The organism is Luteimicrobium sp. NPDC057192 (assembly GCF_042670205.1).
Lineage (GTDB): Bacteria > Actinomycetota > Actinomycetes > Actinomycetales > Cellulomonadaceae > Luteimicrobium.
Genome location: NZ_JBHUWD010000013.1, coordinates 12,662 through 33,346 on the forward strand (window position 1 = coordinate 12,662; position 20,685 = coordinate 33,346).

21 protein-coding genes are annotated in these 20,685 nt (G+C 74.8%); 3 read left to right on the forward strand and 18 right to left on the reverse strand.

Going from position 1 to position 20,685, the window contains the following annotated elements; translation table 11 throughout:
• The first annotated feature begins 5 nt into the window (after positions 1 to 5).
• On the forward strand, positions 6 to 989 hold the full coding sequence (locus tag ACFT5B_RS08110) for a quinone oxidoreductase family protein (RefSeq protein ID WP_386797486.1): 984 nt from the start codon (positions 6 to 8) through the stop codon (positions 987 to 989).
• A 151-nt stretch (positions 990 to 1,140) separates the two neighbouring features.
• The gene (locus ACFT5B_RS08115) at positions 1,141 to 1,968 is read left to right on the forward strand and encodes an NADP-dependent oxidoreductase (RefSeq protein WP_386797487.1); all 828 of its coding nucleotides are present in this window, start codon (positions 1,141 to 1,143) and stop codon (positions 1,966 to 1,968) included.
• A gap of 27 nt (positions 1,969 to 1,995) precedes the next feature.
• Here ACFT5B_RS08115 and ACFT5B_RS08120 read toward each other — a convergent pair whose 3' ends face one another.
• From ACFT5B_RS08120 to infC, 17 genes are all read right to left on the reverse strand, one after another.
• Entirely contained in the window at positions 1,996 to 3,264 is a 1,269-nt protein-coding gene (locus tag ACFT5B_RS08120) for an MFS transporter (RefSeq protein ID WP_386797488.1), read from the reverse strand.
• A gap of 2 nt (positions 3,265 to 3,266) precedes the next feature.
• Positions 3,267 to 4,112: a bifunctional hydroxymethylpyrimidine kinase/phosphomethylpyrimidine kinase gene (thiD, locus tag ACFT5B_RS08125; RefSeq protein WP_386797489.1), complete on the reverse strand. Its 846-nt coding sequence runs from the start codon at positions 4,110 to 4,112 to the stop codon at positions 3,267 to 3,269.
• Between the two features lie 10 nt (positions 4,113 to 4,122).
• Positions 4,123 to 6,234, reverse strand: a complete 2,112-nt coding sequence (locus ACFT5B_RS08130) for a penicillin-binding transpeptidase domain-containing protein (RefSeq protein ID WP_386797490.1) — start codon at positions 6,232 to 6,234, stop codon at positions 4,123 to 4,125.
• A 107-nt stretch (positions 6,235 to 6,341) separates the two neighbouring features.
• Positions 6,342 to 6,992 (reverse strand): alpha/beta family hydrolase, encoded by a 651-nt coding sequence (locus ACFT5B_RS08135; RefSeq protein WP_386797491.1) that lies wholly within the window; start codon positions 6,990 to 6,992, stop codon positions 6,342 to 6,344.
• A gap of 23 nt (positions 6,993 to 7,015) precedes the next feature.
• Positions 7,016 to 9,613 carry a phenylalanine--tRNA ligase subunit beta gene (gene pheT, locus ACFT5B_RS08140; protein WP_386797492.1) on the reverse strand — a complete coding sequence of 866 codons (2,598 nt, stop codon included), beginning with the start codon at positions 9,611 to 9,613 and terminating at the stop codon, positions 7,016 to 7,018.
• Positions 9,613 to 10,731 (reverse strand): phenylalanine--tRNA ligase subunit alpha, encoded by a 1,119-nt coding sequence (gene pheS / locus ACFT5B_RS08145; RefSeq protein WP_386797493.1) that lies wholly within the window; start codon positions 10,729 to 10,731, stop codon positions 9,613 to 9,615. Before pheS ends, pheT begins: the two co-directional genes overlap by 1 nt.
• 306 nt (positions 10,732 to 11,037) lie before the next feature.
• The gene (gene thpR / locus ACFT5B_RS08150) at positions 11,038 to 11,652 is read right to left on the reverse strand and encodes an RNA 2',3'-cyclic phosphodiesterase (RefSeq protein WP_386797494.1); all 615 of its coding nucleotides are present in this window, start codon (positions 11,650 to 11,652) and stop codon (positions 11,038 to 11,040) included.
• A complete protein-coding gene (locus ACFT5B_RS08155) occupies positions 11,621 to 12,649 on the reverse strand; it encodes a sulfate/molybdate ABC transporter ATP-binding protein (protein ID WP_386797495.1) in 1,029 nt (342 codons plus the stop codon). The genes thpR and ACFT5B_RS08155 overlap by 32 nt, the downstream gene beginning before the upstream one ends.
• Positions 12,646 to 13,485 carry a sulfate ABC transporter permease subunit gene (locus tag ACFT5B_RS08160; protein ID WP_386797496.1) on the reverse strand — a complete coding sequence of 280 codons (840 nt, stop codon included), beginning with the start codon at positions 13,483 to 13,485 and terminating at the stop codon, positions 12,646 to 12,648. Before ACFT5B_RS08160 ends, ACFT5B_RS08155 begins: the two co-directional genes overlap by 4 nt.
• The gene (gene cysT / locus ACFT5B_RS08165; RefSeq protein ID WP_386797497.1) at positions 13,478 to 14,374 is read right to left on the reverse strand and encodes a sulfate ABC transporter permease subunit CysT; all 897 of its coding nucleotides are present in this window, start codon (positions 14,372 to 14,374) and stop codon (positions 13,478 to 13,480) included. Before cysT ends, ACFT5B_RS08160 begins: the two co-directional genes overlap by 8 nt.
• Positions 14,371 to 15,381, reverse strand: a complete 1,011-nt coding sequence (locus tag ACFT5B_RS08170) for an extracellular solute-binding protein (RefSeq protein ID WP_386797498.1) — start codon at positions 15,379 to 15,381, stop codon at positions 14,371 to 14,373. The genes cysT and ACFT5B_RS08170 overlap by 4 nt, the downstream gene beginning before the upstream one ends.
• A 139-nt stretch (positions 15,382 to 15,520) precedes the next feature.
• Positions 15,521 to 16,045 (reverse strand): RrF2 family transcriptional regulator, encoded by a 525-nt coding sequence (locus tag ACFT5B_RS08175; protein WP_386797499.1) that lies wholly within the window; start codon positions 16,043 to 16,045, stop codon positions 15,521 to 15,523.
• Between the two features lie 7 nt (positions 16,046 to 16,052).
• Positions 16,053 to 16,526: a nitroreductase/quinone reductase family protein gene (locus ACFT5B_RS08180; protein ID WP_386797500.1), complete on the reverse strand. Its 474-nt coding sequence runs from the start codon at positions 16,524 to 16,526 to the stop codon at positions 16,053 to 16,055.
• A gap of 102 nt (positions 16,527 to 16,628) precedes the next feature.
• The gene (locus ACFT5B_RS08185) at positions 16,629 to 17,510 is read right to left on the reverse strand and encodes a TrmH family RNA methyltransferase (RefSeq protein WP_386797501.1); all 882 of its coding nucleotides are present in this window, start codon (positions 17,508 to 17,510) and stop codon (positions 16,629 to 16,631) included.
• Positions 17,511 to 17,563: 53 nt separating this feature from the next.
• Positions 17,564 to 17,950 (reverse strand): 50S ribosomal protein L20, encoded by a 387-nt coding sequence (gene rplT, locus ACFT5B_RS08190; RefSeq protein ID WP_284294669.1) that lies wholly within the window; start codon positions 17,948 to 17,950, stop codon positions 17,564 to 17,566.
• A 90-nt stretch (positions 17,951 to 18,040) separates the two neighbouring features.
• Positions 18,041 to 18,235: a 50S ribosomal protein L35 gene (gene rpmI, locus ACFT5B_RS08195; protein ID WP_036951275.1), complete on the reverse strand. Its 195-nt coding sequence runs from the start codon at positions 18,233 to 18,235 to the stop codon at positions 18,041 to 18,043.
• An 85-nt stretch (positions 18,236 to 18,320) separates the two neighbouring features.
• Positions 18,321 to 19,361: a translation initiation factor IF-3 gene (gene infC / locus ACFT5B_RS08200; RefSeq protein WP_386797548.1), complete on the reverse strand. Its 1,041-nt coding sequence runs from the start codon at positions 19,359 to 19,361 to the stop codon at positions 18,321 to 18,323.
• A gap of 339 nt (positions 19,362 to 19,700) precedes the next feature.
• On the opposite strand from infC, the gene ACFT5B_RS08205 reads away from it, so the two are divergent.
• Entirely contained in the window at positions 19,701 to 20,087 is a 387-nt protein-coding gene (locus tag ACFT5B_RS08205; protein ID WP_386797502.1) for a DUF1844 domain-containing protein, read from the forward strand.
• Between the two features lie 29 nt (positions 20,088 to 20,116).
• Here ACFT5B_RS08205 and ACFT5B_RS08210 read toward each other — a convergent pair whose 3' ends face one another.
• Complete coding sequence (locus ACFT5B_RS08210) at positions 20,117 to 20,671, reverse strand: hypothetical protein (RefSeq protein WP_386797503.1); 555 nt, start codon at positions 20,669 to 20,671, stop codon at positions 20,117 to 20,119.
• Between the last annotated feature and the right edge of the window lie 14 nt (positions 20,672 to 20,685).

Below are 20,685 nucleotides of genomic sequence, written 5' to 3' on the forward strand. Positions count from 1 at the left end.
GGCGCATGCGTGCCGTCGTCGCCCAGCAGGCCGGAGGACCGGAAGTCCTCACCGTGACCGACCGTCCGAACCCGACGCCGGGGCCGGGTGAGCTCGTCGTCGAGCTCGCCGCCGCCGGCGTCAACTTCATCGACACCTACCTCCGGGCAGGCGTCTACCCCACGTCCTATCCCCACGTGCCGGGCTCGGAGGGCGCGGGGGTCGTCGTCGGGGTCGGCCACGGCGTGACAGGCGTCGCCGAGGGCGACCACGTCGCGTGGGAGTCCGCGCCCGGCTCGTACGCCGAACGGGTCGTCGTCCCCGCCGACCGGGCCGTGCCCGTGCCCGACGGCGTCGCGCTCGAGACCGCCGCCGCCCTCATGCTCCAAGGGCTGACGGCGCACTACCTCGTGACGTCCACCTACCCCGTGCACGACGGCGACGACGTCCTCCTGCACGCGGGCGCGGGCGGCGTCGGGCTGCTCGCGACCCAGCTCGCGGTCGCCAGGGGCGGCCGCGTCATCACGACGGTGGGCGACGCGGCCAAGGAGGACCTGTCGCGGGGAGCGGGCGCGTCCGACGTCGTCCGGTACCGCGAGCTCGACGACCTCACGAGCGACCTGCCGCGCCTCGTGCGCGACCTCACCGGCGGCGCGGGCGTGCACGTCGTGTACGACGGTGTCGGCAAGGACACGTTCGACGCGTCGCTGGCCTCCCTGCGGCGGCGGGGCATGCTCGTGCTGTTCGGCGGCGCGTCGGGGCAGGTGCCGCCCTTCGAGATCCAGCGCCTCAACCGCGCCGGATCGCTCTTCCTCACGCGCCCCACGCTCGGCGACTACGTCGCCACGCGGGACGAGCTGCTGGCCCGGACGACGGAGCTCTTCGCCGCCGTCGAGGACGGCACGCTCGACGTCCGCGTCGGCGCGACCTACCCGCTCGCCGACGCCGCAGACGCGCACCGCGCGCTCGAAGGCCGGCAGACCACCGGCAAGGTCCTGCTCGTGCCCTAGCGGGCCGATTCACACCGCCCGCGCCGCGCGGGTTCCCCAGCGAGAGAGGTTCCGATGAAGGCGATCACGGTGACGGACCCGGCCGCGGGCGCGGCGGGGATGAGGCTCACGGAGCGGCCGGAGCCGACCGCGGCCATCAACGACGGTCGTGGTGCAGGTCCACGCCGCGGGTTACGTCCCGACCGAGGTCGAGTGGCCCTCCACCTGGAAGGACCGCGCCGGGCGCGACCGGACCCCGTCGATCCTCGGCCACGAGCTCGCCGGGGTCGTGACCGCGCTCGGCTACGGCACGACCGGCCTGAGCGTGGGCCAGCGCGTCGTCGGCCTGACCGACTGGCACCGCGACGGCACGCTCGCCGAGTACGTCGCCGTCGAGGCCCGCAACCTGGCGCCGCTACCCGGAGACGTCGAGCCCACGGTGGGCGCGAGCCTGCCGATCTCGGGCCTCACCGCGTGGCAGGGGCTGTTCCAGCACGGGCGCCTCGAGGCCGGGCGGACCGTCCTCGCCCACGGCGCCGCGGGGGCCGTCGGGAACGCGGTGGTCCAGCTCGCCCGCGAGGCGGGCGCCTACGTGATCGGCACCGGCCGTGCGGCGGACCGGGCGAAAGTGCTGGACCTCGGCGCCGCCGAGTTCCTCGACCTCGGCTCCGACGCGCTCGAGGACGTCGGCGGGGTCGACCTGGTCTTCGACGTCATCGGCGGCGACGTCCAGCGGCGGTCCGCGCGGCTCGTGCGTCCGGGCGGAGCGCGCGTGACGGTCGTCGGGCCGGCCGAGGCGCGGCCCGCGGACGGCCGCACCGTCGACTTCGTCGTCGAGTCCGACCGGGCGCAGCTCGGCGAGATCGTGCAACGGGTCCGCGACGGCCGGCTGCGGGCGAACGTCGACACGGTGGCGCCCCTCGACGACGCCGTCGCCGCCCTCAACCCGACCGAGCGGCGCCACGGCAAGACGATCATCAGCGTGCGCGACGACCGGTAGGACGGTCGGCGGCCGCGCGACGGGGCGTCACGCCGCGTCGTCGTACGCCGCGGCCCGCGCCGGCGAGGCGAGCACGACGACCGCCGCTGCGAGGAACACGCCCACCGCCAGCCACAGCGACCCACGGTTGCCCCACGCGGTCGCGACGACGCCGCCCACCAGGGCGCCCGCCACGGCGGCCGAGCGGTTGGCCGACCGCAGCGTCGCGTTCGTCCGGCCCTGCAGCCGGGCCGGCGTGACGACCTGGCGGTACGCCATCTCGTTGGCGTTCTCGAGGCCCGCGGACACCCCGGCCAGCACCGAGCCCGCCGCCAGCGCGGTCCAGGTCCCGGCCCCGTCCCCGGCCGGGGCGAGGGCGATCAGCGCCCAGGCGAGCGGGTAGCCCAGCCGCGCGAGCCCGATGACCCGGCCCGGGCCCCACGCACGCCCCGCCCGGGCCGCCCCGAACGCGCCGGCGAGGGCGCCGACGCCCGTCCCGGCGAGCAAGAGCCCGTAGCCCAGCGACGACAGGGCGAGCTCCCGCAGCACGAACAGCGGGAGAACCGTGAGGGCGAGCGCGTTCCCGAAGAACCACACGTGCGTCGACCACGCGAGGGGCGCCAGGGACCGGTGCCGGTAGGCCCAGCGCAGGCCGTCGGCGATCTGGTCGCGCACCCGCTCCCGCACGACCGGCGCCACGACCGTCTCCTCCACCGCGATCCGGGCGATCAGGACCGCGTCGACGACGTAGCTCACGGCGTCGACGAGGAGCGCGACGGGCGCCCCGAGGAGCCCGACCACCGCGCCGCCGACGGCGGGGCCGCCGGTCTGCGCGACGGCGGCGCTCTGGTCGAGGCGAGCGTTCGCGGGGAGCAGGCGGTCCGAGGCGACCACGGTCGGGAGGTAGGCCTGAACGGCGGCCGTCCCGACCAGCGAGAGGAGGCCGAACACGAACAGGGTCGCGGCCACGAGCGGCAGCGACAGGGCCCCGGCCCACCAAGCCACCGGGACGACCGCGAGCACGACGGCGCGGCCGACGCTCGCCCAGACCAGCGCGGGCCGGCGTCGGACGCGGTCGAGCAGCACACCGACCACGAGGCCGAAGAGCAGGTACGGGAGGAGCTGGACGGCGTTCACGACGCCCAGCTCCACCGGCGTCGCGTGCAGCACGCTCACGAGGAGCACCGGGACCGCGACCGTCGTCACGGCCGAGCCGAGCCCGCTCAGCGTGGCGGCGGTCCACAGGCGCGCGAACGCCGGCTCGGTCAGGACGTCGCGCCCCGGCTCCGCCGGCGCCGGACCGCCGCCCGCCGTCATCCTCAGGCCGGCTGCCGGACCGGGGCCGGGACGCCGTGCAGGTGGTCGACCGGTCCCGGGCCGCGCCCGACGTCCAGCCGGCCGCCGTCACGGAGCGCACCCGTGAGCCAGGTCTTCGCGTCACGCAGGGCCGCCTCCCACGACGGTCGGACCGGCCGCAGGGCCGCGAGCGCGCTGGACAGCGCACAGCCCGTCCCGTGCGTGTGCGCGGTCTCGACCCGCTCGCCGTCGACCGTGACGACCGCGCCCGACGGCGCGACGAGCGTGTCGGGCGACCGGCGCCCGCCGAGATGGCCTCCCGTGACGAGCACGCGCGTCCCCAGGCTCGCCGCGAGCGCCCGCGTCGTCTCGACCAACCCGGTCACGGAGGTCGGCGCCGGGACGCCGGCCAGGGCGGCGAGCTCGTCGACGTTCGGCGTGACCACGTCGGCGCGTGCCGCGAGGTCGCGCAGGGCCGCGAGCGCGTCGTCGGCCCGCTCACCCCGGCCCAGGAGCGGCCTGCCCGCAGCCGACGCGCCGAGCACCGGGTCGAGGACGACGTGCGGCGGGCGGACCCGGTCCAGCCACGCGCCGATCGCACGCGCGTACGCGGCGCTCCCCACGAGCCCGATCTTCACGGCGTCGATGGTGACGTCGTCGGACACCGCGTCGAGCTGGGCGGCCAGGACCTGCACCGGGGGGTCGTAGACCGACCGGACGCCGCGCGTGTTCTGCGCGACGATCGCCGTCACGACCGCCATCCCGTACGCCCCGTGCGCCGCGAAGGTCTTGAGGTCCGCCGCGACCCCCGCGCCACCCGTCGGGTCGGTGCCCGCGATCGTCAGGACACGAGGTCGGCTGCCGCTCATCTGCTCGTGCTCACTTCGACGGGTGGTCCTGCGCGAGGTCCTGCAGGAACTCCTTGAGGAGCGGGCCGGCGGTCGTCGCGCCGTACTCGCCCTCGTCGACGAAGACAGCGACGCCGACGTCGCCGTCGGCCGCGATCATCCAGGCGTGCGCCTTGCCGCCGTCGCCGAACTGCGCCGTGCCCGTCTTGGCGGCGACGTCACCGGGCAGCGACGACAGGATCGTGCCGGTCCCCTCGGTCACGACCGCGCGCATGAACCCGTGCAGGGTGCTCGCCTCCGACTTCGTGAGCTTGCTGGGCGCGGCGGTCGGGCTGAGGGTCGCCACGTCGGTCGGGCTCGCCGTGGCCGCGCCCGCCTCGGTCGCGGCGGACTTCGCGGGCTCGACGAGAACGGGCGAGACCCGGTGACCCGCGGCGACGGTCGCCGCGACCGTCGCCATGGTCAACGGCGACGCCTCGACCCGACCCTGCCCGATCATCGAGGCCGCGTGGTCGGTCGCTCCCCCGCCCGTCGTCGGGACCGACCCGAAGAACGCGGGCACGCCGAGCGCGGACGGGACGCCGATGCCGAGGTCGGCCGCGGCGTCGTGCAGCTCCTGCTGGTCGATCTTCTTCGCCTGCGAGATGAACGCCGTGTTGCACGAGTTCGCGAACGCCGTCTTCAGCGCGATGTCGCCGAGGCGCCCCGGCGGGTAGTCGGCGTCGTTGGTGAACTTCCGTCCGTCGACCGTGAGGGACGGCGTGCACGGGACGGTCGTGGTGGCCTTCGCGCCCTCGCGCAGCAGCGCGAGCGAGCTCGCCACCTTCATGGTCGAGCCGGGCGCGAACTTCCCCGTCGTCGCCGTCGAGAGGCCGCCCCCCGCGCTCGCGCTCGCCGCGGCGAGCACCTTGCCCGAGGTGGACACCGCGACGATCGCGGCCGCGACCTTCTGGTCGGCGAGGACCTTCTCGGCGTCGGACTGGAGCGCGCTGTCGAGCGTGAGCTTCACGGGCGTGCCGTCGACGACCGCGACAGAGAAGAGCTCGGTGCCCTTGTCGTCGGAGCCGTCGCCGCCGCTGCTCAGCCCGCCGTCGCCGTCGTCGACGAGCCGGATCGCGATGCCGGCCTGCCCCGCGAGCTGCGCGTCGTACTGCTTCTGGATCCCCGAGAGCCCGGTCTGGTCGCCCGACTGGACGCGGCCGCCCGAGGCCTTCACGATCTCTGCCGTCGCGTCGCCGACCGTCCCGAGGAGCGGGCGCGCCCAGTCGTGCGTGGGTGCGAGCGGCATCTTCTGCGCGAGCGCGACGACGCCGGGGATCGCGGTGAGCTTCGAGACGTCCGTCGGGTCCGACGCGCGCAGGGCGATGGCCTCGACGAACGCCTTGGGGCCGGCCGCTGCGACCTGCTTCGCGTACGCGTCGGCGTCGAGGTCGAGCGCCTTCGCGAGCGACCGGGCCGACGACTCCCACTTCGCCTCGTCGGTACGGGTCTTGTCCACCCCGATCACGTTGACCGCACGGTCCTCGACGATCGCCTTGCCCGAGCCGTCGACGATGTTCGCCCGCTGCGGGCGCACGCGCGAGAACGTGACGTGCTGGTCGTCGGCCAGGTCCGGGAGCAGGACCGTCGGGTCCCACCGCACCGACCACGCGTCGTCGCCCGCCGACGGCGCCGCCGTCGCCGTCCCGGTGGCGGTCGAGGTCGCGTCCTTCGCACCCTGGTCGAGGTGGACCGTCGTCGTGTACGACCACGGGTGCCCCGCCGCCACCGGCCAGGTCCACGCGAGCGTGGCCGTGGCCTGGTCGTCGTGGTCCTTGACGCGGGCCACGTCCTTGACGGTGACCGTCGGGCGGACCGGCACGGCGGCGAACACGTCCTTGCGCTCCGCGGTGGCCTCGGCGGGTGCGGCGCCCGTCAGCGCGACGCCGTCGAGCGAGCCGCCCGCGAGGGACGACGCGAGCTGCGCCGCCGCGTCCTGGAGGGGTGTGTCGTCCGGCTTGTGCGTGCAGCCCGCGAGGCTGCCCACCAGCACGAGGCCGGTGACCGCGAGCAGGGCGGGACCGCCCCGCCGACGCCCGCTCTCGTCCCGCTGCCGGCGGCGCACCGCCCTGACCGTGGCGCGCGTGCTCGTGGGCTCCGGCACCGTCGCCTCCCCCCGTGTCCGTGGATCGTGTCCCGAGGAGACTATGCGACATGTCCGGAAACACGGAACCACGGCCGCCGGTCGGGCCGGCGAGCGGGCGCGAAAGGTCAGGCCGGCGCGGGCTCCGGGTGGCGGGCGCCCAGGACCTCGTCCAGGAAGGCCGGGAGCTCGGCCGCCACGACCGGAGCCCCGCGCCTGCCCAGGGTGTGGTCGGCGCCCGGCACGACGACGACACGCCGCGACGGGGCAGCGGGCGGAAGCCCGAAGGGGTCGCGTTCCCCCTGCACGACGAGCGCCGGGACCCCCGCCCCGTCGAGCTCCGCGAGCCGGCTCCGGTCCGGCTTGCCCGGCGGGTGCTCGGGGAACGCGAGGGCGACGACACCGACCGCGCCCGCGGCGAGCGCGGTGCGGCACGCGACGCGCGCCCCCGACGACCGCCCGCCCACGACGAGCGGAAGACGGCGCAGCCCGCGGCGCCCGCGCACCACGCCGACGGCCTCGAGCCACGCGGCGTCGAGCTGGACTGCGGGCGCGGGGGCGCGCCGTCCCACGACCCGGTAGGGCTGCAGGAACCGGGCCACCACGAGGCCGGACGCGAGCGCCGCGTCGCGCGCGGCGACGAGGTCCGGGGCGTCGATCCCGCCGCCGGCCCCGTGCCCGAGCACCAGCACGCCCCGCAGCGTGCCGGTCGGGCGCTCGAGCACGAGCTCGCCCGGCCCCTTGCCGGTCGGCACCTCGAGCCGCGTCGGGCGTGCCACGGCGCTCCCCTCGTCCGGTCCGGTCAGGCGCGCAGGGTCGCTCCGACCGCCTCCGCGGCGGCCGTCACGACGCCCTCCCGCACCCCGGCGATGTCCTCGGCCGTGAGCGTACGGTCGGCGGCGCGCAGGCGCAGCGAGAACGCGAGCGACTTCTTGCCCTCACCGACCTGCGGGCCGGTGAACACGTCGAAGAGCCGGAGGTCCTCGAGCAGCTCGCCGGCCCCGCGCTCGACGGCCGCCCGCACGTCCGCGGCCGGGACCGCGTCGTCGACGACGAGCGCGACGTCCTCCTTCGCGGCCGGGAACGCCGAGACCGGGGTGGCTTCCACCGGCTCGGCGGGCGCGGCATCGAGCAGGACGTCGAGGTCGAGCTCGAACGCGACGGTGCGCGCCGGCAGGTCGAGGTTCTCCACGACCTGCGGGTGCAGCTCGCCCGCGTGCCCGACGAGCGTCCCGTCGGCCAGCGTGACCCGCGCGCAGCGGCCGGGGTGCCACGGGCGCTGGTCCGGGTCGGCGGCGACCACGACGGGCACGCGGAGGGTGTCGGCGACCAGGCGCACGGCCTCGACCGCGTCGGCCCAGTCGGCGCGACGGCCGCCGCCCCACCAGCCCGTCGGCACGTGCTCGCCCGCCAGGACGCCCGCCACGTGGCGGGGCTGGTCCGGCAGCGCGGACGCGAGCGCGGCGAGCTGCTCCTCGGTCGGGCGGGCGCCGCCCGGCAGCGACGGCGCGGCGAGCACGCCCTGGCCCGGCCGCGTCACGAGGCCCTGCTCGACGACCGCCACGTCCGTCAGGCCGCGGCCGACGTTGCGCCGGACGGCCTGGAGCAGCGTGACGAGCAGCGAGGTGCGCATCGCGTTCTGCTCGTCGGACAGCGGGTTGACGAGGCGGACCGCGCGGCGGCGCGGGTCGTCGGCACCGACGAGCAGCGCGTCGAGCTGGGCGTCCGCGACGAACGGGTACGTGAGCACCTCGACGAAGCCCGCGTCGGCGAGCGCGCGGGCGACCGTGCGCCGTCCGCGCTGCGCGGGCGTGAGACCCGTGCCGGCCGGCGACGGCGGCAGCACCGTCGGGATGTTGTCGTAGCCGTCGAGCCGCGCGACCTCCTCGACGAGGTCGGCCGGCGTGGTGAGGTCGGGCCGCCAGCTCGGCGGGACGACGCGCAGCACCCCGTGCTCGCCCGAGTTCTCGACGCCGCAGCCGATGAGCGCGAGCAGCTCGCCGACGCGCTCCGGGGCGTACGCGACGCCCGTCAGCCGCTCCGCCTCGGCGACGGGGAACAGGACGGGCACGGGCGCCGTCGTCCGGTCGAGGTCGCTCACGGCCGGGTCGGCGGTCCCGCCGCCGTACCGCACGAGCAGGTCCACGACCCGCTGCGCCGCGACGGCCGCGAGCTGCGGGTCCACGCCGCGCTCGAACCGCTTGGACGCCTCCGACGCGAGCTTGTGGCGACGCGCGGTCCGCGCGATCGTCACGGGGTCGAAGTGCGCCGCCTCGACGAGCACGTCCGTGGTCGATGCCGAGACCTCGGTCGACGCGCCGCCCATCACGCCCGCGAGGCCGAGGACGTGCGTGCCCTCCTCGCCGTCCGCGAGCGCCGGCGACGCCGTGATGAGCAGGTCCTCGGGGTCGAGGGCGCGGTCGACGTCGTCGAGCGTGACGAGGCGCTCGCCCGCACGGGCGCGGCGCACGACGATCGGCGCCTCGACCGTGGCGAGGTCGTAGCAGTGCGTCGGCTGGCCCAGGTCGAGCATGACGTAGTTCGACACGTCGACGGGCAGCGAGATCGGGCGCATGCCGGACAGCGTCAGGCGGCGCTGCATCCACTGCGGGCTGACCGCGGCCGGGTCGATGCCGCGCACGACGCGCGTGACGAACCGGTCGCAGCCGACCTGGCCGTAGATCGGGGCGTCGTCCGACACCTCGACGGGGAACCCGTCCGGGGTGGGCGCCGGGAGCGGTGCGTCGAGCGCGCTCGGGAGCCCGGGGTCGGTGAAGGCCGCGCCGGTCGAGTGCGAGAACTCGCGCGCGACGCCGCGGTAGGAGAAGCAGTAGCCGCGGTCGGGCGTGACGTTGATCTCGAGGACCTTCTGCCCGAGGCCAAGGAGCGCAATCGCGTCCGAGCCGGGCGTGAGGTCGTGCCCGAGCTCGGCGGAGAACCCGTGCTTCTCGAGCACGATGATGCCCTCGTGGTCCTGCCCGAGGCCGAGCTCGCGCGCGGAGCAGATCATCCCGTCGGACACGTGGCCGTAGGTCTTGCGGCTCGCGATCGGGAACGGCCCCGGGAGGACGGCGCCCGGGAGCGCCACGACGACCTCGTCGCCGACGACGAAGTTGTGCGCGCCGCAGACGATGCCGCGCGGGACCAGGTTGCCCTCGTCGTCGGTGGCGTTGTGCTCGCCGACGTCGACCTGGCACCAGTTGATCGTCTTGCCGTTCTTCTGCGGCTCGGGGCTCATCGCGACGACGCGCCCGACGACGACCGGTCCCGTCACGTCGGTCCCGTGGATCGCCTCCTCCTCCAGGCCGACGCGCACGAGGTCCGCGGCGAGCTGCTCCGCGGTGAGGCCGTCGGGGAGCTCGGTGTGCTCACCGAGCCACTCGGTGACGACGTACGGCATCAGATCTCCGTCCCGAACTGGGCCGAGAAGCGGACGTCGCCCTCGACCATGTCGTGCATGTCAGCGATCGCGTGGCGCAGCATGAGCGTGCGCTCGATGCCCATGCCGAACGCGAAGCCCGAGTACTCCTCGGGGTCGATCCCGGCCGACCGCAGGACGCCCGGGTTGACCATCCCGCAACCGCCCCACTCGATCCAGCCCGGGCCGCCCTTCTTCTGGGGGAACCACAGGTCCATCTCGGCGCTGGGCTCGGTGAAGGGGAAGAAGCTCGGCCGCAGGCGCGTGCGCGCCTCGGGGCCGAACATCGCGCGGGCGAAGTGGTCGAGCGTGCCCTTGAGGTGCGCCATCGTGAGGCCCTTGTCGATCGCGAGGCCCTCGACCTGGTGGAACACCGGGGTGTGGGTCGCGTCGAGCGCGTCGGTGCGGAACACCTTGCCGGGGCACGCGATGTAGACGGGCACGCCGCGCTCGAGCAGCGTGCGCGCCTGCACCGGGCTCGTGTGGGTGCGCAGCACGAGGTTCGACGCGACGCCCGGCTCGCCGGAGTCGACGTAGAAGGTGTCCTGCATCTGGCGGGCCGGGTGGTCCGGGCCGAAGTTCAGGGCGTCGAAGTTGAACCACTCGGCCTCGAGCTCGGGGCCCTCGGCGATCTCCCAGCCCATCGACACGAACAGGTCGGCGATGCGCTCGGAGAGCAGCTCGAGGGGGTGCCGGGCGCCGCGGGCCGCACGCTCCGTCGGGAGCGTCACGTCGACGGCCTCCTCGACGAGCACCCGGGCCGCACGCTCGGCCTCGAGCTCCGTCTGCCGGGCCGCGAGCGCCTGGTTGAGCCGCCCGCGACGCGGGCCGACGAGCTTGCCGGCGCGGGCCTTGTCCGCCGGCTCCAGGCCGCCGATGGCCCGGTTGGCGAGCGCGAGCGCGGAGCGATCACCCGTGTGGGCGGTGCGCACCGTCTTGAGCGCGTCGAGGTCGGGCGCGGCGGCGACGTCCGCGAGCGCCGCGTCGAGCGCCGCGTCGAGCGCTGCCTCGTCGAGCGGGGACGGGGCGGCGTGGACGGCGTCGGCCGGGGTCTCGCCGGCGACGGCAGGGGTCTGGGATGCCTGGTCAGGGCTGGGCATGCGTGCCTCTCGTGACAGGTCCGGGTCAGGACCATCGGGGTCGGCGGGGGTGCTCGGGGATTCTATGCGGCCCGCTCGCACCTTCGACGTCGCAGCTCAGCGACGCGGCCCGCGAACGGGCCACGGAAATCGACGACCCGCTCCCCGAAGCACGTCCTCATGGTCGCACACGCCCTCGTCGTCGGCGGCGCTCTTTCCCGCACGACGGCGGCCCTGCGCCCCGGCCGGCGCCGTCGAGCAAGGGGCTCCCCGCCGAGCAAGCAGGATCCCGGCGCTCGCTCGGCGTGGACACCCGCTCGCCCGGTGTCAGGAGGGCGCGAACGCCCAGCGCTCGAGCTCGCGGTACAGCGGGCCACCCTGCGGCCCCTCGCCGGGGCGCGACTCGACCAGCGAGAACCCGTCGACCGTCCACGCCGGGCCCGAGTAGACCGCGAGGGCCCGGGCGGCAGGGTCGAGCTGCGAGCGGTAGGCGTCGCGCGACCGGCTGACCTTGCTCCGGCCCCAGCGGGCGCGCGCCACGGTGAGGTGCGCGCGGTGCGGGCGGACGTCACCCGGCACCTCGCGGACGCTCGCGGCGAGCGCCCCCTCGGCGAGCTCGCGCAGGGTGTCGGTGGCGCCGTGCACGCCGACCCACAGCACCCGGCCCGCGAACGAGCCCGCGCCGCGGAGCCGCAGCTCGAAGGGTGACGTCGCGCGCGCGACGTCGTGGAGCGACTCGGCGAGCTCCGGGACCGCGCCCTCGGGCACGTCCGCGTAGAACGCGAGCGTCAGGTGCTGCGCGTCACGGGGCACCCAGCGGGGCGAGCCGCGCCGCCCGTCGGGCGCGTCGGGCAGGGTCAGCCCCGCGCCCACGGCGTCGAGGGCGAGCGCGAGGTGGTCGAGGACGGGCTCAGGCGGGAACACCGCCGCGAACAGGCGCACCCGACGATGCTGCCACGTCCGTACCGGCGCCGACCGCCACGCGCGCCTCGACCACGGGCCCGGCGGCGCGGAGCCACACCCGGTCACCGGCGCGGAGGTCGCGCAGGGCCGGGTCGGAGCGCGAGCCGAGGACCTCGACGACGCCGCCCGAGCCGACGACGCGCGCCTCGAGCCGCGCCTCGAAGCCGACCCGCCGCAGCGAGCCGACCTCCGCGGCCACGGCTCCCGGCTCGGCCGAACCCAGTACCTCGACGTCGTGCGGGCGCACGAGGCGGCCCCCCAGCGACGTCGTCGGACCGAGGAACCGCATGACGAACTCGTTGGCGGGGCGGTCGTAGATCTCGTCGGGCGCGCCGACCTGCTCGACCCGCCCGCCGTTGACGACGACGATCTCGTCGGCGACCTCGAGCGCCTCAGCCTGGTCGTGGGTCACGAAGACGGTGGTCACGTGGACCTCGTCGTGCAGGCGCCGGAGCCACTGCCGCAGCTCCTTGCGGACGGTCGCGTCGAGCGCCCCGAACGGCTCGTCGAGCAGCAGCACCTTGGGCTCGACGGCGAGCGCCCGGGCGAGCGCCATGCGCTGGCGCTGGCCGCCCGAAAGCTCGGACGGCAGCCGGTCCGCGAAGGCCTCGAGGTGAACGAGGTGCAGGAGCTCGTCCACGCGGGCCGCGATCTCGGCCCGGGGGCGCTTGCGGATCTCGAGCCCGAACGCGACGTTCCGCGCGACGCTCAGGTGGCCGAAGGGCGCGTAGTGCTGGAACACGAAGCCCACGTCGCGGCGCCGGGCGGGGACGCGGGTCGCGTCCCGGTCGTCGATGACGACGGTCCCGGAGTCGGCCTGCTCGAGGCCGGCGATCACGCGCAGCAGCGTGGTCTTGCCGCCGCCGGACGGGCCGAGGAGCGCGGTGAGGGTGCCGGAGCGGACGGTGACGTCGACGTCGTCGAGCGCGACGAACGCTCCGAAGCGCTTGGTCAGACCGCGGACCTGGATGCTCATCGGGTTCCTCCCTGGGACCGGCGGAGCAGGCTCGTCGCGACGATCGTGAGGATCGCGACGGCCACGAGGACGAAGGTCACGGCGTAGGCCGCGTCGGGCTGGAGGAGCGTCTGGTACAGCGTGTCGACGCGGAGCGTCGCGGTCTCGGTCTGGCCCTGGATGTTGCCGGAGACCACGAGGACCGCGCCGTACTCGCCGATGCTCCGCGCGAGCGCGAGCACGACGCCGGTGACGAGGGCCGTGCGGATCCCGGGCAGGGTGATGCGCCAGAACCGCACGGGCGCGCTCGCGCCGAGCGACTCGGCGGCCTGCTCCTGGTCGGTCCCGCGCGCCACGAGGACGGGCACGATCGCGCGGGTGACGAGCGGCATCGACACGAACATGGTCGCGAGGACCATCCCGGGCACGGACAGGATCACCTGGATGCCGGCGGACGCGAGCGCCCCGCCGAACCAGCCCGTGCTCCCGTAGACGAGGATCAGCGCCAGGCCGACGACGATCGGCGACACGGACACGGGCAGCCCGAGCAGCGCGTCGAGGACCCGCATCCCGGGCAGCCCCGACCGGGCGATGAGGAACGCGGCGATCGTGCCGAAGACCGTCGTCAGCGCGACCGCGATGAGCGCGACCTCCGCCGTCATCTGGAAGGCGTGCACCGAGAGCGGGTCCGCGACCGCGTCGACGAACGCGCCGAGGCCGGGCGCGAACGCCCGCCACACGAGCACGCCGACAGGCAGCACCACGAGCACCGTCACGTACGTCACGACGAGGGCGCGCACGACGTGGCGGCCGGTGCGGCGCTCGCCGGCGGGGCGGGTGGCCGTCGTCTCAGACATGGCGGCGCGCCCCCTTGCGCTGGAGCAGCTCGACGGCGACGAGCACGAGCACGCTCACCGCGAGCAGGACGATCGCGAGCGACGCGGCCTGCTGCGTGGAGGTGACCGGGTTGGTGGCGTCCTCGAGCTTGCCGTAGATGAGCGCGGACGCGACCTGCGTCTGCTTCGGGATGTTGCTCGAGATCAGCACGAGGGACCCGTACTCGCCGAGTGCCCGGGCGAACGCAAGCGACGCCCCCGACGCGATCGCGGGGACGATGACCGGCAGCACGACGCGCCGGAACACCACCCGACCGGACGCACCGAGCGACGCGGCCGCCTGCTCGGCGTCGCGGTCGAGCGCCGCGAGCACGGGCTGCACCGTCCGGACGGTGAAGGGCAGCGTGACGAACAGGAGCGTCACGAACAGGCCGACCCGCGTCCCGACGAGGTTCACGCCGACCGGGGACGCCGGCCCGTACAGCGCGATCATGACGACGCCGGTCACGATCGTGGGGAGGGCGAACGGGACGTCGATCACGTGGTCGAGCAGGCGCGAACCGGGGAACGGGTCGCGCACGAGCACCCACGCGATCGTCGTGCCGACGACCGCGTTGACGAGCGCCACGGCGAACGAGAGCCCGGCCGAGAGCGTGAGCGCGGACAACGCCGCCGGCGAGGTGACGGCGCTGGCGAAGGCAGACCAGCCCCCCTGCGCGCCCGTGACGACGACGGCCGCGAGCGGGATGAGGACGACGAGGCTGAGCCAGAGCGTGACGAGGCCGAGCCCCGCCGCGGTCGCCGGCCGGAGGCGGCTCAGCCCGGCACGGTCCCGGCGCGACCGAGGGCCGGCCCCCGTCTCCGCAGAGACGACAGCCGGCCGCTCGGGGGCCCGGGTGGCGACGGTCACGCGTCGCCCTCGATCGCGGTCACCAGGCCGCTGTCGCCGAAGAACTTCTTGTTCACGGCGTCCCAGCCGCCGAGGTCGGCGATGGTCGTGAGCTTCGCGACCTCGGGGAACGGCTTCGACGGGTCGTTCGCACCCTCGACGGTGCCGACGTCGACCGTCGTCGAGACCGGGCGGAAGCCCTTGCTGGCGAAGATCTTCTGGCCGTCGTCGGACTTCGCGAATGCGAGGAAGTCCTTGGCGGGCTTCGACGCGGTCTTCGTGACGGCCGCCGGGTTCTCGATGAGGAACGTGTCGTCCGGCACGACGTAGTCGACGTCGTTACCGGCCTGACGGGCCGCGATGACCTCGTTCTCGTACGAGATGAGCACGTCGCCCGTCCCGCCGAGGAACTGCGTCATCGCGATCGCGCCGCTCGACGCCCGGGAGACGGTGTTCCCGAAGAACTCCGTGAGGTACGCCTTCGCGTCGGCCTCGGTGCCGCCCGTCGCGACCTCGTGCTCGTAGGCGGCGAGGATGTTCCACTTGGCGGAGCCCGACGACGCCGGGTCGGCCGTGACGATCTTCACGCCCGGCTCGACGATGTCGTCCCATCCGGTGATCTGCTTCGGGTTGCCCTTGCGGGTCACGATGACGACGACGGAGTCGGACACGTTGCCCTTCGTCTCGTCGGCGTTCCACCCCGCGTCGACCTTGGCGGGGACGAGGTTCTGGACGTCGGGCTCGACGGAGAACGCGACGTAGTCGGCCTTCTGCCCGGCCGCGACGGCCTTGGACTGCGAGCCGCTCGCGCCGAACGACGACGTGAAGGCCACGCCCTTGCCGGCGTCCGTCTTCTGGAAGGCCGCCTCGAGCGCGTCATAGGCGGGCTGCGGCACCGAGTACCCGACGACGGCGACCTTGTCGGCCGCGGAGCTCGAGCCCGAGCACGCGGCGAGTCCCAGCGCGAGGGCGGCGGTCGCGACGGCGACGGCGGCTCGGGCAGCGGGGCGCGGGCGGGTGCGGCTCATGGGGGTGTCCTTCGGACTCGAGGGTGTACCCCGGCGGCACCGGGGCGTGCACCACCCAACCCTTCTTGACCAGATGACTCAAGAAGATGTCCATGATCCGGACGTTTGTCTCACGTTTCGACGCGACGCCCGGGCACCGTCACGCGGGGCCCGCGGGAGCCTCTGGTCGCGTCAACGCGGCGCCCGCGCTCCTCCGGTTCGGGCGCGTCCGCCAGGCGTCCTCGTCGCGGATCAGCGCCGCGACGTCGGCCGGCATCGCGCCCGCCGCCAGGTCGTGGAGCGTCACCTCGTCGAGGACCGACCGGATGGCTGCCCGCAGGGCGACCCACAGGTCGCGGACCGAACCCGCCGCTCCCCCGTACTCGACGTCCTCGACGTGGCTGCCCGCGACGTTCGCGAGCGGACCGTCGATGGCCCGCACGACGTCGGCGACCACGATCCGGTCCGGAGGGGCGACGAGCCGGTACCCGCCGTCCGAGCCGCGCCGGCTCTCGACGAGACCGGCCTGCTTGAGCTCGTTGAGGATCACGAGCACGAACGACAGCGAGAGGTCCTGGGCCTCGGCGACCGTAGTCGCCTTGATGAACGGCGTCCCCGCCTCGTGCCGGGCCGCCAGCTCGACGCACGCGCGGACGGCGGAGTCGGACTTCGACGAGATGCGCACGCGGCCATTATCGCGGTTCGAGCACCACCACGGCGGTGTGGGGCCGACGCACCGAGAACCCGTCGACGTCCGTCCCGTGCTCGCGGAAGGCTGCCCAGTGACGGTCGCGTTCGTCGCCGTGCGCCTCGCGCGCCCGGACCTCGCGCGGCCCGTCCCGCGTCACGACGACGGCGTCCGGGTGCGCCTGCAGGTTCAGCCACCAGGCGGGCTCGGGGGCCGCCCAGCCGTTCATCGCGAGCGTGACGCAGGCGGGCCCGTCCTCGACGTACGCCACGATCACCGCGTGCTCCCGGCCGGTGCGCCGGCCCGTCGTCCTCAGCAGGAGCGTCCCCCACTTGTCGGGCGTGGGGCGCCACAGCCCACGGCGACCACCCGTCAACCGGTAGTAGCCGCGGTGCACCACCCACGCGCTCCGGACGAACCAGCGCGGCGGGAGGCGCGGCGAGCGCTCGGCGCTCGGCCCGGTCGACTGCTCGGTCACGGTCGGCTCCCGTCGTCGGGCCGCCGTCAGCGGCGCCTCCCACCAGGGTGGCACGGTGCCGCCGGCGGCGCACCGGGTCCGGCGACGCCGGGCCCCGACGGCTCAACGCTGCGCGCGGCTCGACGCGTAGAGGCACACGGTCGCGGCCGTCGCGAGGTTCAGCGACTCCGCGTGGCCACGGATAGGGACGCGGACGCTCGAGTCCGCGAGCGCCAGCTCGGCGTCGGACAGGCCCTGGGCCTCCGTGCCGAACAGCCACGCCGTGGGCGCACGCAGGTCGGGCGCGGCGTCCTCGGCCTCGCCCGCGACGCCGGCGGCCCGGTCGGACAGGTCGTCGAGGTCGTGCTCGCCGCCTCCGTCCGCGGCGAGGACCGTCAGGCCCGACGCCCGCAGCGCCGCCACCGCGTCGCTCGTGGTGACGCCCGTGACGACGGGCAGGTGGAAGAGCGAGCCGGCCGTCGAGCGGACGACCTTGGGGTTGAAGGGCTCCACGGAGCCCGCAGCGAGCACGACGACGTCCGCTCCGGCGGCGTCGGCGGCGCGGATCACGGTTCCCGCGTTGCCCGGGTCGCGCACTGCGGCGAGCAGGGCGACGAGCCGCGGCACGGTGGCCTGACCGTCGGACCTCTCACCGCTCGCGCGGGGCAGCACGTCGTCGAGCGACGTCGTCCAGGTGCGTGCGACGGCCAGCACACCCTGCGCGTCCGCGCTCATCGCGGCGAGGACGTCGTCCGCGGTCTCGTGCAGCCACAGCCCCGCGTCCCGGGCGGCGTCGGCGATCTCGGGGTACCGCTCGGCCGAGGCTGCGGTCAGGTAGACGTCGACGACGCGCTCGGGGGCGAACCTGACCGCCTCGCGCACCGCCTGCGGGCCCTCGACGAGGAAGCGTCCCGCGCGCGAACGCGCCGAACGCCCGGCCAGCGCCCGCACCTGCCGCACCCGGTCGCTGCGCGGGTTGCGCAGCGCGGGGGCAGGGGCGGACACCGACCGGGCGTCCGTGGGGCGCGCGCCGAGCGCGCGCCCCTGAGGTCCGCGGGTCAGGCTGCAGCCTTGGGCGCGTTGACGTCCTCGGGCAGGGCGTCCTTGGCGACCTGGACGAGCGCGTTGAACGTCGCGACGTCGTTGACGGCCAGGTCCGCGAGCACGCGGCGGTCCACCTCGACACCAGCGGCCTTGAGGCCCTGGATGAGGCGGTTGTAGGTCAGGCCCTGCGCGCGGGACGCAGCGTTGATGCGCTGGATCCACAGCTTGCGGAAGTCACCCTTGCGCGCCTTGCGGTCGCGGTAGGAGTAGACGAGCGAGTGGGTGACCTGCTCCTTGGCCTTGCGGTACAGACGCGAGCGCTGGCCGCGGTAGCCGCTGGCGCGCTCGAGGGTCGTACGGCGCTTCTTCTGGGCGTTGACCGCCCGCTTCACGCGTGCCACGTGATGCTCCTTGGGTTTCGGGGCTCAGGGGGTGAGGGTCGAGCCCGGCGGGGCTCGAGCTCCGGCCGGCGGGTCACGCCGGCCCGGGACTCACTTACCGAGCAGCTTCTTGATCTTCTTGGCGTCGGCGGGGGCGACGACCTGGTCCTGCGCCAGACGGCGGGTGCGGCGGCTCGACTTGTGCTCGAGGTAGTGCCGGGCGTTCGTCTGCTCGCGCATGAGCTTGCCGCTACCGGTGCTGCGGAACCGCTTCTTCGCGCCGGAGTGCGTCTTGTTCTTCGGCATGGCTGCCGTCTCTCCTCGGGTCTGGCCGGGCACCAGACGGTGCCCGACGGGTGCGGGCCGCGCGGACGCGACCCATGTCATGGGGTCAGCCCTTCGCTGCTCCGCCGCCCGGACGCGCGCCGGGGCGCGGTGCAGGCTTGGGGGCCGCGGGCTTGGGGGCTGCGGCGCGCGGCGCGCTCGGCCGAGGCGCCGGGGCGGCCGGCTTCGGCGTCGCGGCGGGCTTGGGCGTCGCCGCTGCCGGCTTCGCGGAGGCAGGCTTGGCAGCGGCGGCGGGCTTCGCCGCAGCGGCAGGCTTGGCAGCAGCGGGCTTCGCCGCAGCCGCAGGCTTGGCAGCAGCAGGCTTCGCCGCGGCAGCAGGCTCGGCAGCAGCAGGCTTCGCCGCGGCAACGGGCTCGGCCGTGGCAACGGGCTCGGGCACGGAGGGCGCCGGGGTCTCCTCGGGCGCGGGCGCCTCGACCGCGGCAGCGGTCTCAGCCGCGACCTGGTCGCTCGGCTCCTCGGTGGCACGCTCGGCGGCCTTGCGCTCGGACTTCGTCATGCGGGCCGCGTCGATCTCGGTCGAACGCTTGCGCTGCTCCGTCTTGGCGTCGGCCTTCTTCTTGACCGGCCCGAGCACCATCGTCATGTTGCGCCCGTCCTGCTTGGGCGAGCTCTCGACGAAGCCCAGGTCGGCGACGTCCTCGGCGAGACGCTGGAGAAGGCGCATGCCCATCTCCGGGCGCGACTGCTCGCGGCCACGGAACATGATCATGACCTTGACCTTGTCGCCGGCCGAGAGGAAGCGGACGACGTGGCCCTTCTTCGTCTCGTAGTCGTGCGGGTCGATCTTCAGGCGGAACCGGATCTCCTTGAGCACGGTGTTCGCCTGGTTGCGCCGGGCCTCGCGCGCCTTCATGTCGGCTTCGTACTTGTACTTGCCGAAGTCCATGAGCTTGCACACGGGCGGGCGTGCGTCGGGGGCGACCTCGACCAGGTCGAGATCGGCGTCCTGCGCAAGACGCAGGGCGACCTCGGTGCGGACGACTCCGACCTGCTCCCCGTCGGGACCGATGAGTCGGACCTCGGGGACGCGGATCCGATCGTTGATGCGAGGCTCGCTGATGTCTGGCTCCTTGGCAGTCGTGATGGCCGACCCCCAGGAACGGGAAAGGCCCCCGAACCTGGACGCAGGCGGAGGCCGTCACCGCACCCGCGGCCCCCACGAGGAGCCGCAGCACGGAACCGGGCCGCTCCCGGAGGAACGTGCCCGGCGACAGACCCGGCCTCCGTCGCGGCGTGAGCCGTCGGTCGAGACCCGGGTGGGACGAATCCACTTGCGCACTCGCACGTCGGATCCGTCACCGGAGCCGCGCACGAGTCGGTCAGCCATCAAGTCTAGCAGAGCCGCCGCACCGCTCCGGGCCAACCGCGCTCTCCCGGTGCGCACGGCGTCGGGTCTCGCTCGAGCGGATGGGACGATGGTGGCATGAGCACCGACTCCCCGACCTCGCCCGCGGGCGACCAGCCGAACGCCGCCGACGACGTCGCGCAGGCGACGCGCGACATCGCCGACGTCAACGCCGTCGAGGTCATCACGACGGCCGCCGTCCACCTCATGAGCGCCGCGGCCGTGAAGTGCGGGCTCGCCGAGGACGCGGACTCCCAGGGGCACCTCGACCTCGACGAGGCACGCAAGCTCATCAACGCGCTCGCGGCGCTCGTCACCGCGAGCGCCCCCGACCTCGGCAACCAGCACGCCCGGTCGCTGCGTGACGGGCTCAAGTCCCTGCAGCTCGCGTTCCGCGAGGCGTCGGTCTACCCCGACGCGCCCGGCGAGGGCCCCGGCGAGAAGTTCACCGGCTCCGTCGTCTGAGGGCCGGAGCGAGAGGCACCGACCGGGGCTCAGGCGCCGACCAGGCAGAGCCGACGACCGTCGCCGGTCGGCAGCGACCCTGCCGCCTCCTCGCCGCACGCAGCCGGGTCGTCGACGATCTTCGTCGCCACGTACGCATGGTCGTGCGCACAGTCCACCGCCCGGAGCCGGTCCCCGGCCGTCTCCCGCCAGCACGACCCAACGCCGGTCGACGCGTGCGTGTCCTTCACGTGCTCGCCGACCTTGTCGTTCGCCACGACGCCAACCACGAGGCAGGCCGCGACGAGCAGCCCGGCGCACGCGAGGAGCCCGCTGTCGGCGGACGCGTCAGAAGCGCCCGCGCGGACCGATGCGCGGTACCGGACGATCGCGCCGACGATGGCACCGAGGGCGACGAAGAACGCGCCCCGCCAGACGATGCCACCGTTCGCTCCGGAGGCTGCGAACATCGTGGCGATCCCGGCCGCGGCGACCGCGAGCGCGGCTCCGAACAGGGCGAACGCCTGGCGGCGCTGCCCCGGACCGTCCGGGACGGAGCCGGACAGCGGCGATGCCGGATCCACGGCGAGGCCAGGGTCGTCCATCGTGGGGTCCTCTC

Excerpts from the sequence above, each read along its gene's own strand:
- ACFT5B_RS08110 (WP_386797486.1), top strand. The coding sequence starts at position 6 with ATGCGTGCCGTCGTCGCCCAGCAGGCCGGAGGACCGGAAGTCCTCACC.
- ACFT5B_RS08120 (WP_386797488.1), bottom strand. The coding sequence starts at position 3,264 with ATGACGGCGGGCGGCGGTCCGGCGCCGGCGGAGCCGGGGCGCGACGTC.
- thiD (WP_386797489.1), bottom strand. The coding sequence starts at position 4,112 with ATGAGCGGCAGCCGACCTCGTGTCCTGACGATCGCGGGCACCGACCCG.
- pheT (WP_386797492.1), bottom strand. The coding sequence starts at position 9,613 with ATGCCGTACGTCGTCACCGAGTGGCTCGGTGAGCACACCGAGCTCCCC.
- pheS (WP_386797493.1), bottom strand. The coding sequence starts at position 10,731 with ATGCCCAGCCCTGACCAGGCATCCCAGACCCCTGCCGTCGCCGGCGAG.
- ACFT5B_RS08155 (WP_386797495.1), bottom strand. The coding sequence starts at position 12,649 with ATGAGCATCCAGGTCCGCGGTCTGACCAAGCGCTTCGGAGCGTTCGTC.
- ACFT5B_RS08160 (WP_386797496.1), bottom strand. The coding sequence starts at position 13,485 with ATGTCTGAGACGACGGCCACCCGCCCCGCCGGCGAGCGCCGCACCGGC.
- ACFT5B_RS08170 (WP_386797498.1), bottom strand. The coding sequence starts at position 15,381 with ATGAGCCGCACCCGCCCGCGCCCCGCTGCCCGAGCCGCCGTCGCCGTC.
- rpmI (WP_036951275.1), bottom strand. The coding sequence starts at position 18,235 with ATGCCGAAGAACAAGACGCACTCCGGCGCGAAGAAGCGGTTCCGCAGC.
- ACFT5B_RS08205 (WP_386797502.1), top strand. The coding sequence starts at position 19,701 with ATGAGCACCGACTCCCCGACCTCGCCCGCGGGCGACCAGCCGAACGCC.
- ACFT5B_RS08210 (WP_386797503.1), bottom strand. The coding sequence starts at position 20,671 with ATGGACGACCCTGGCCTCGCCGTGGATCCGGCATCGCCGCTGTCCGGC.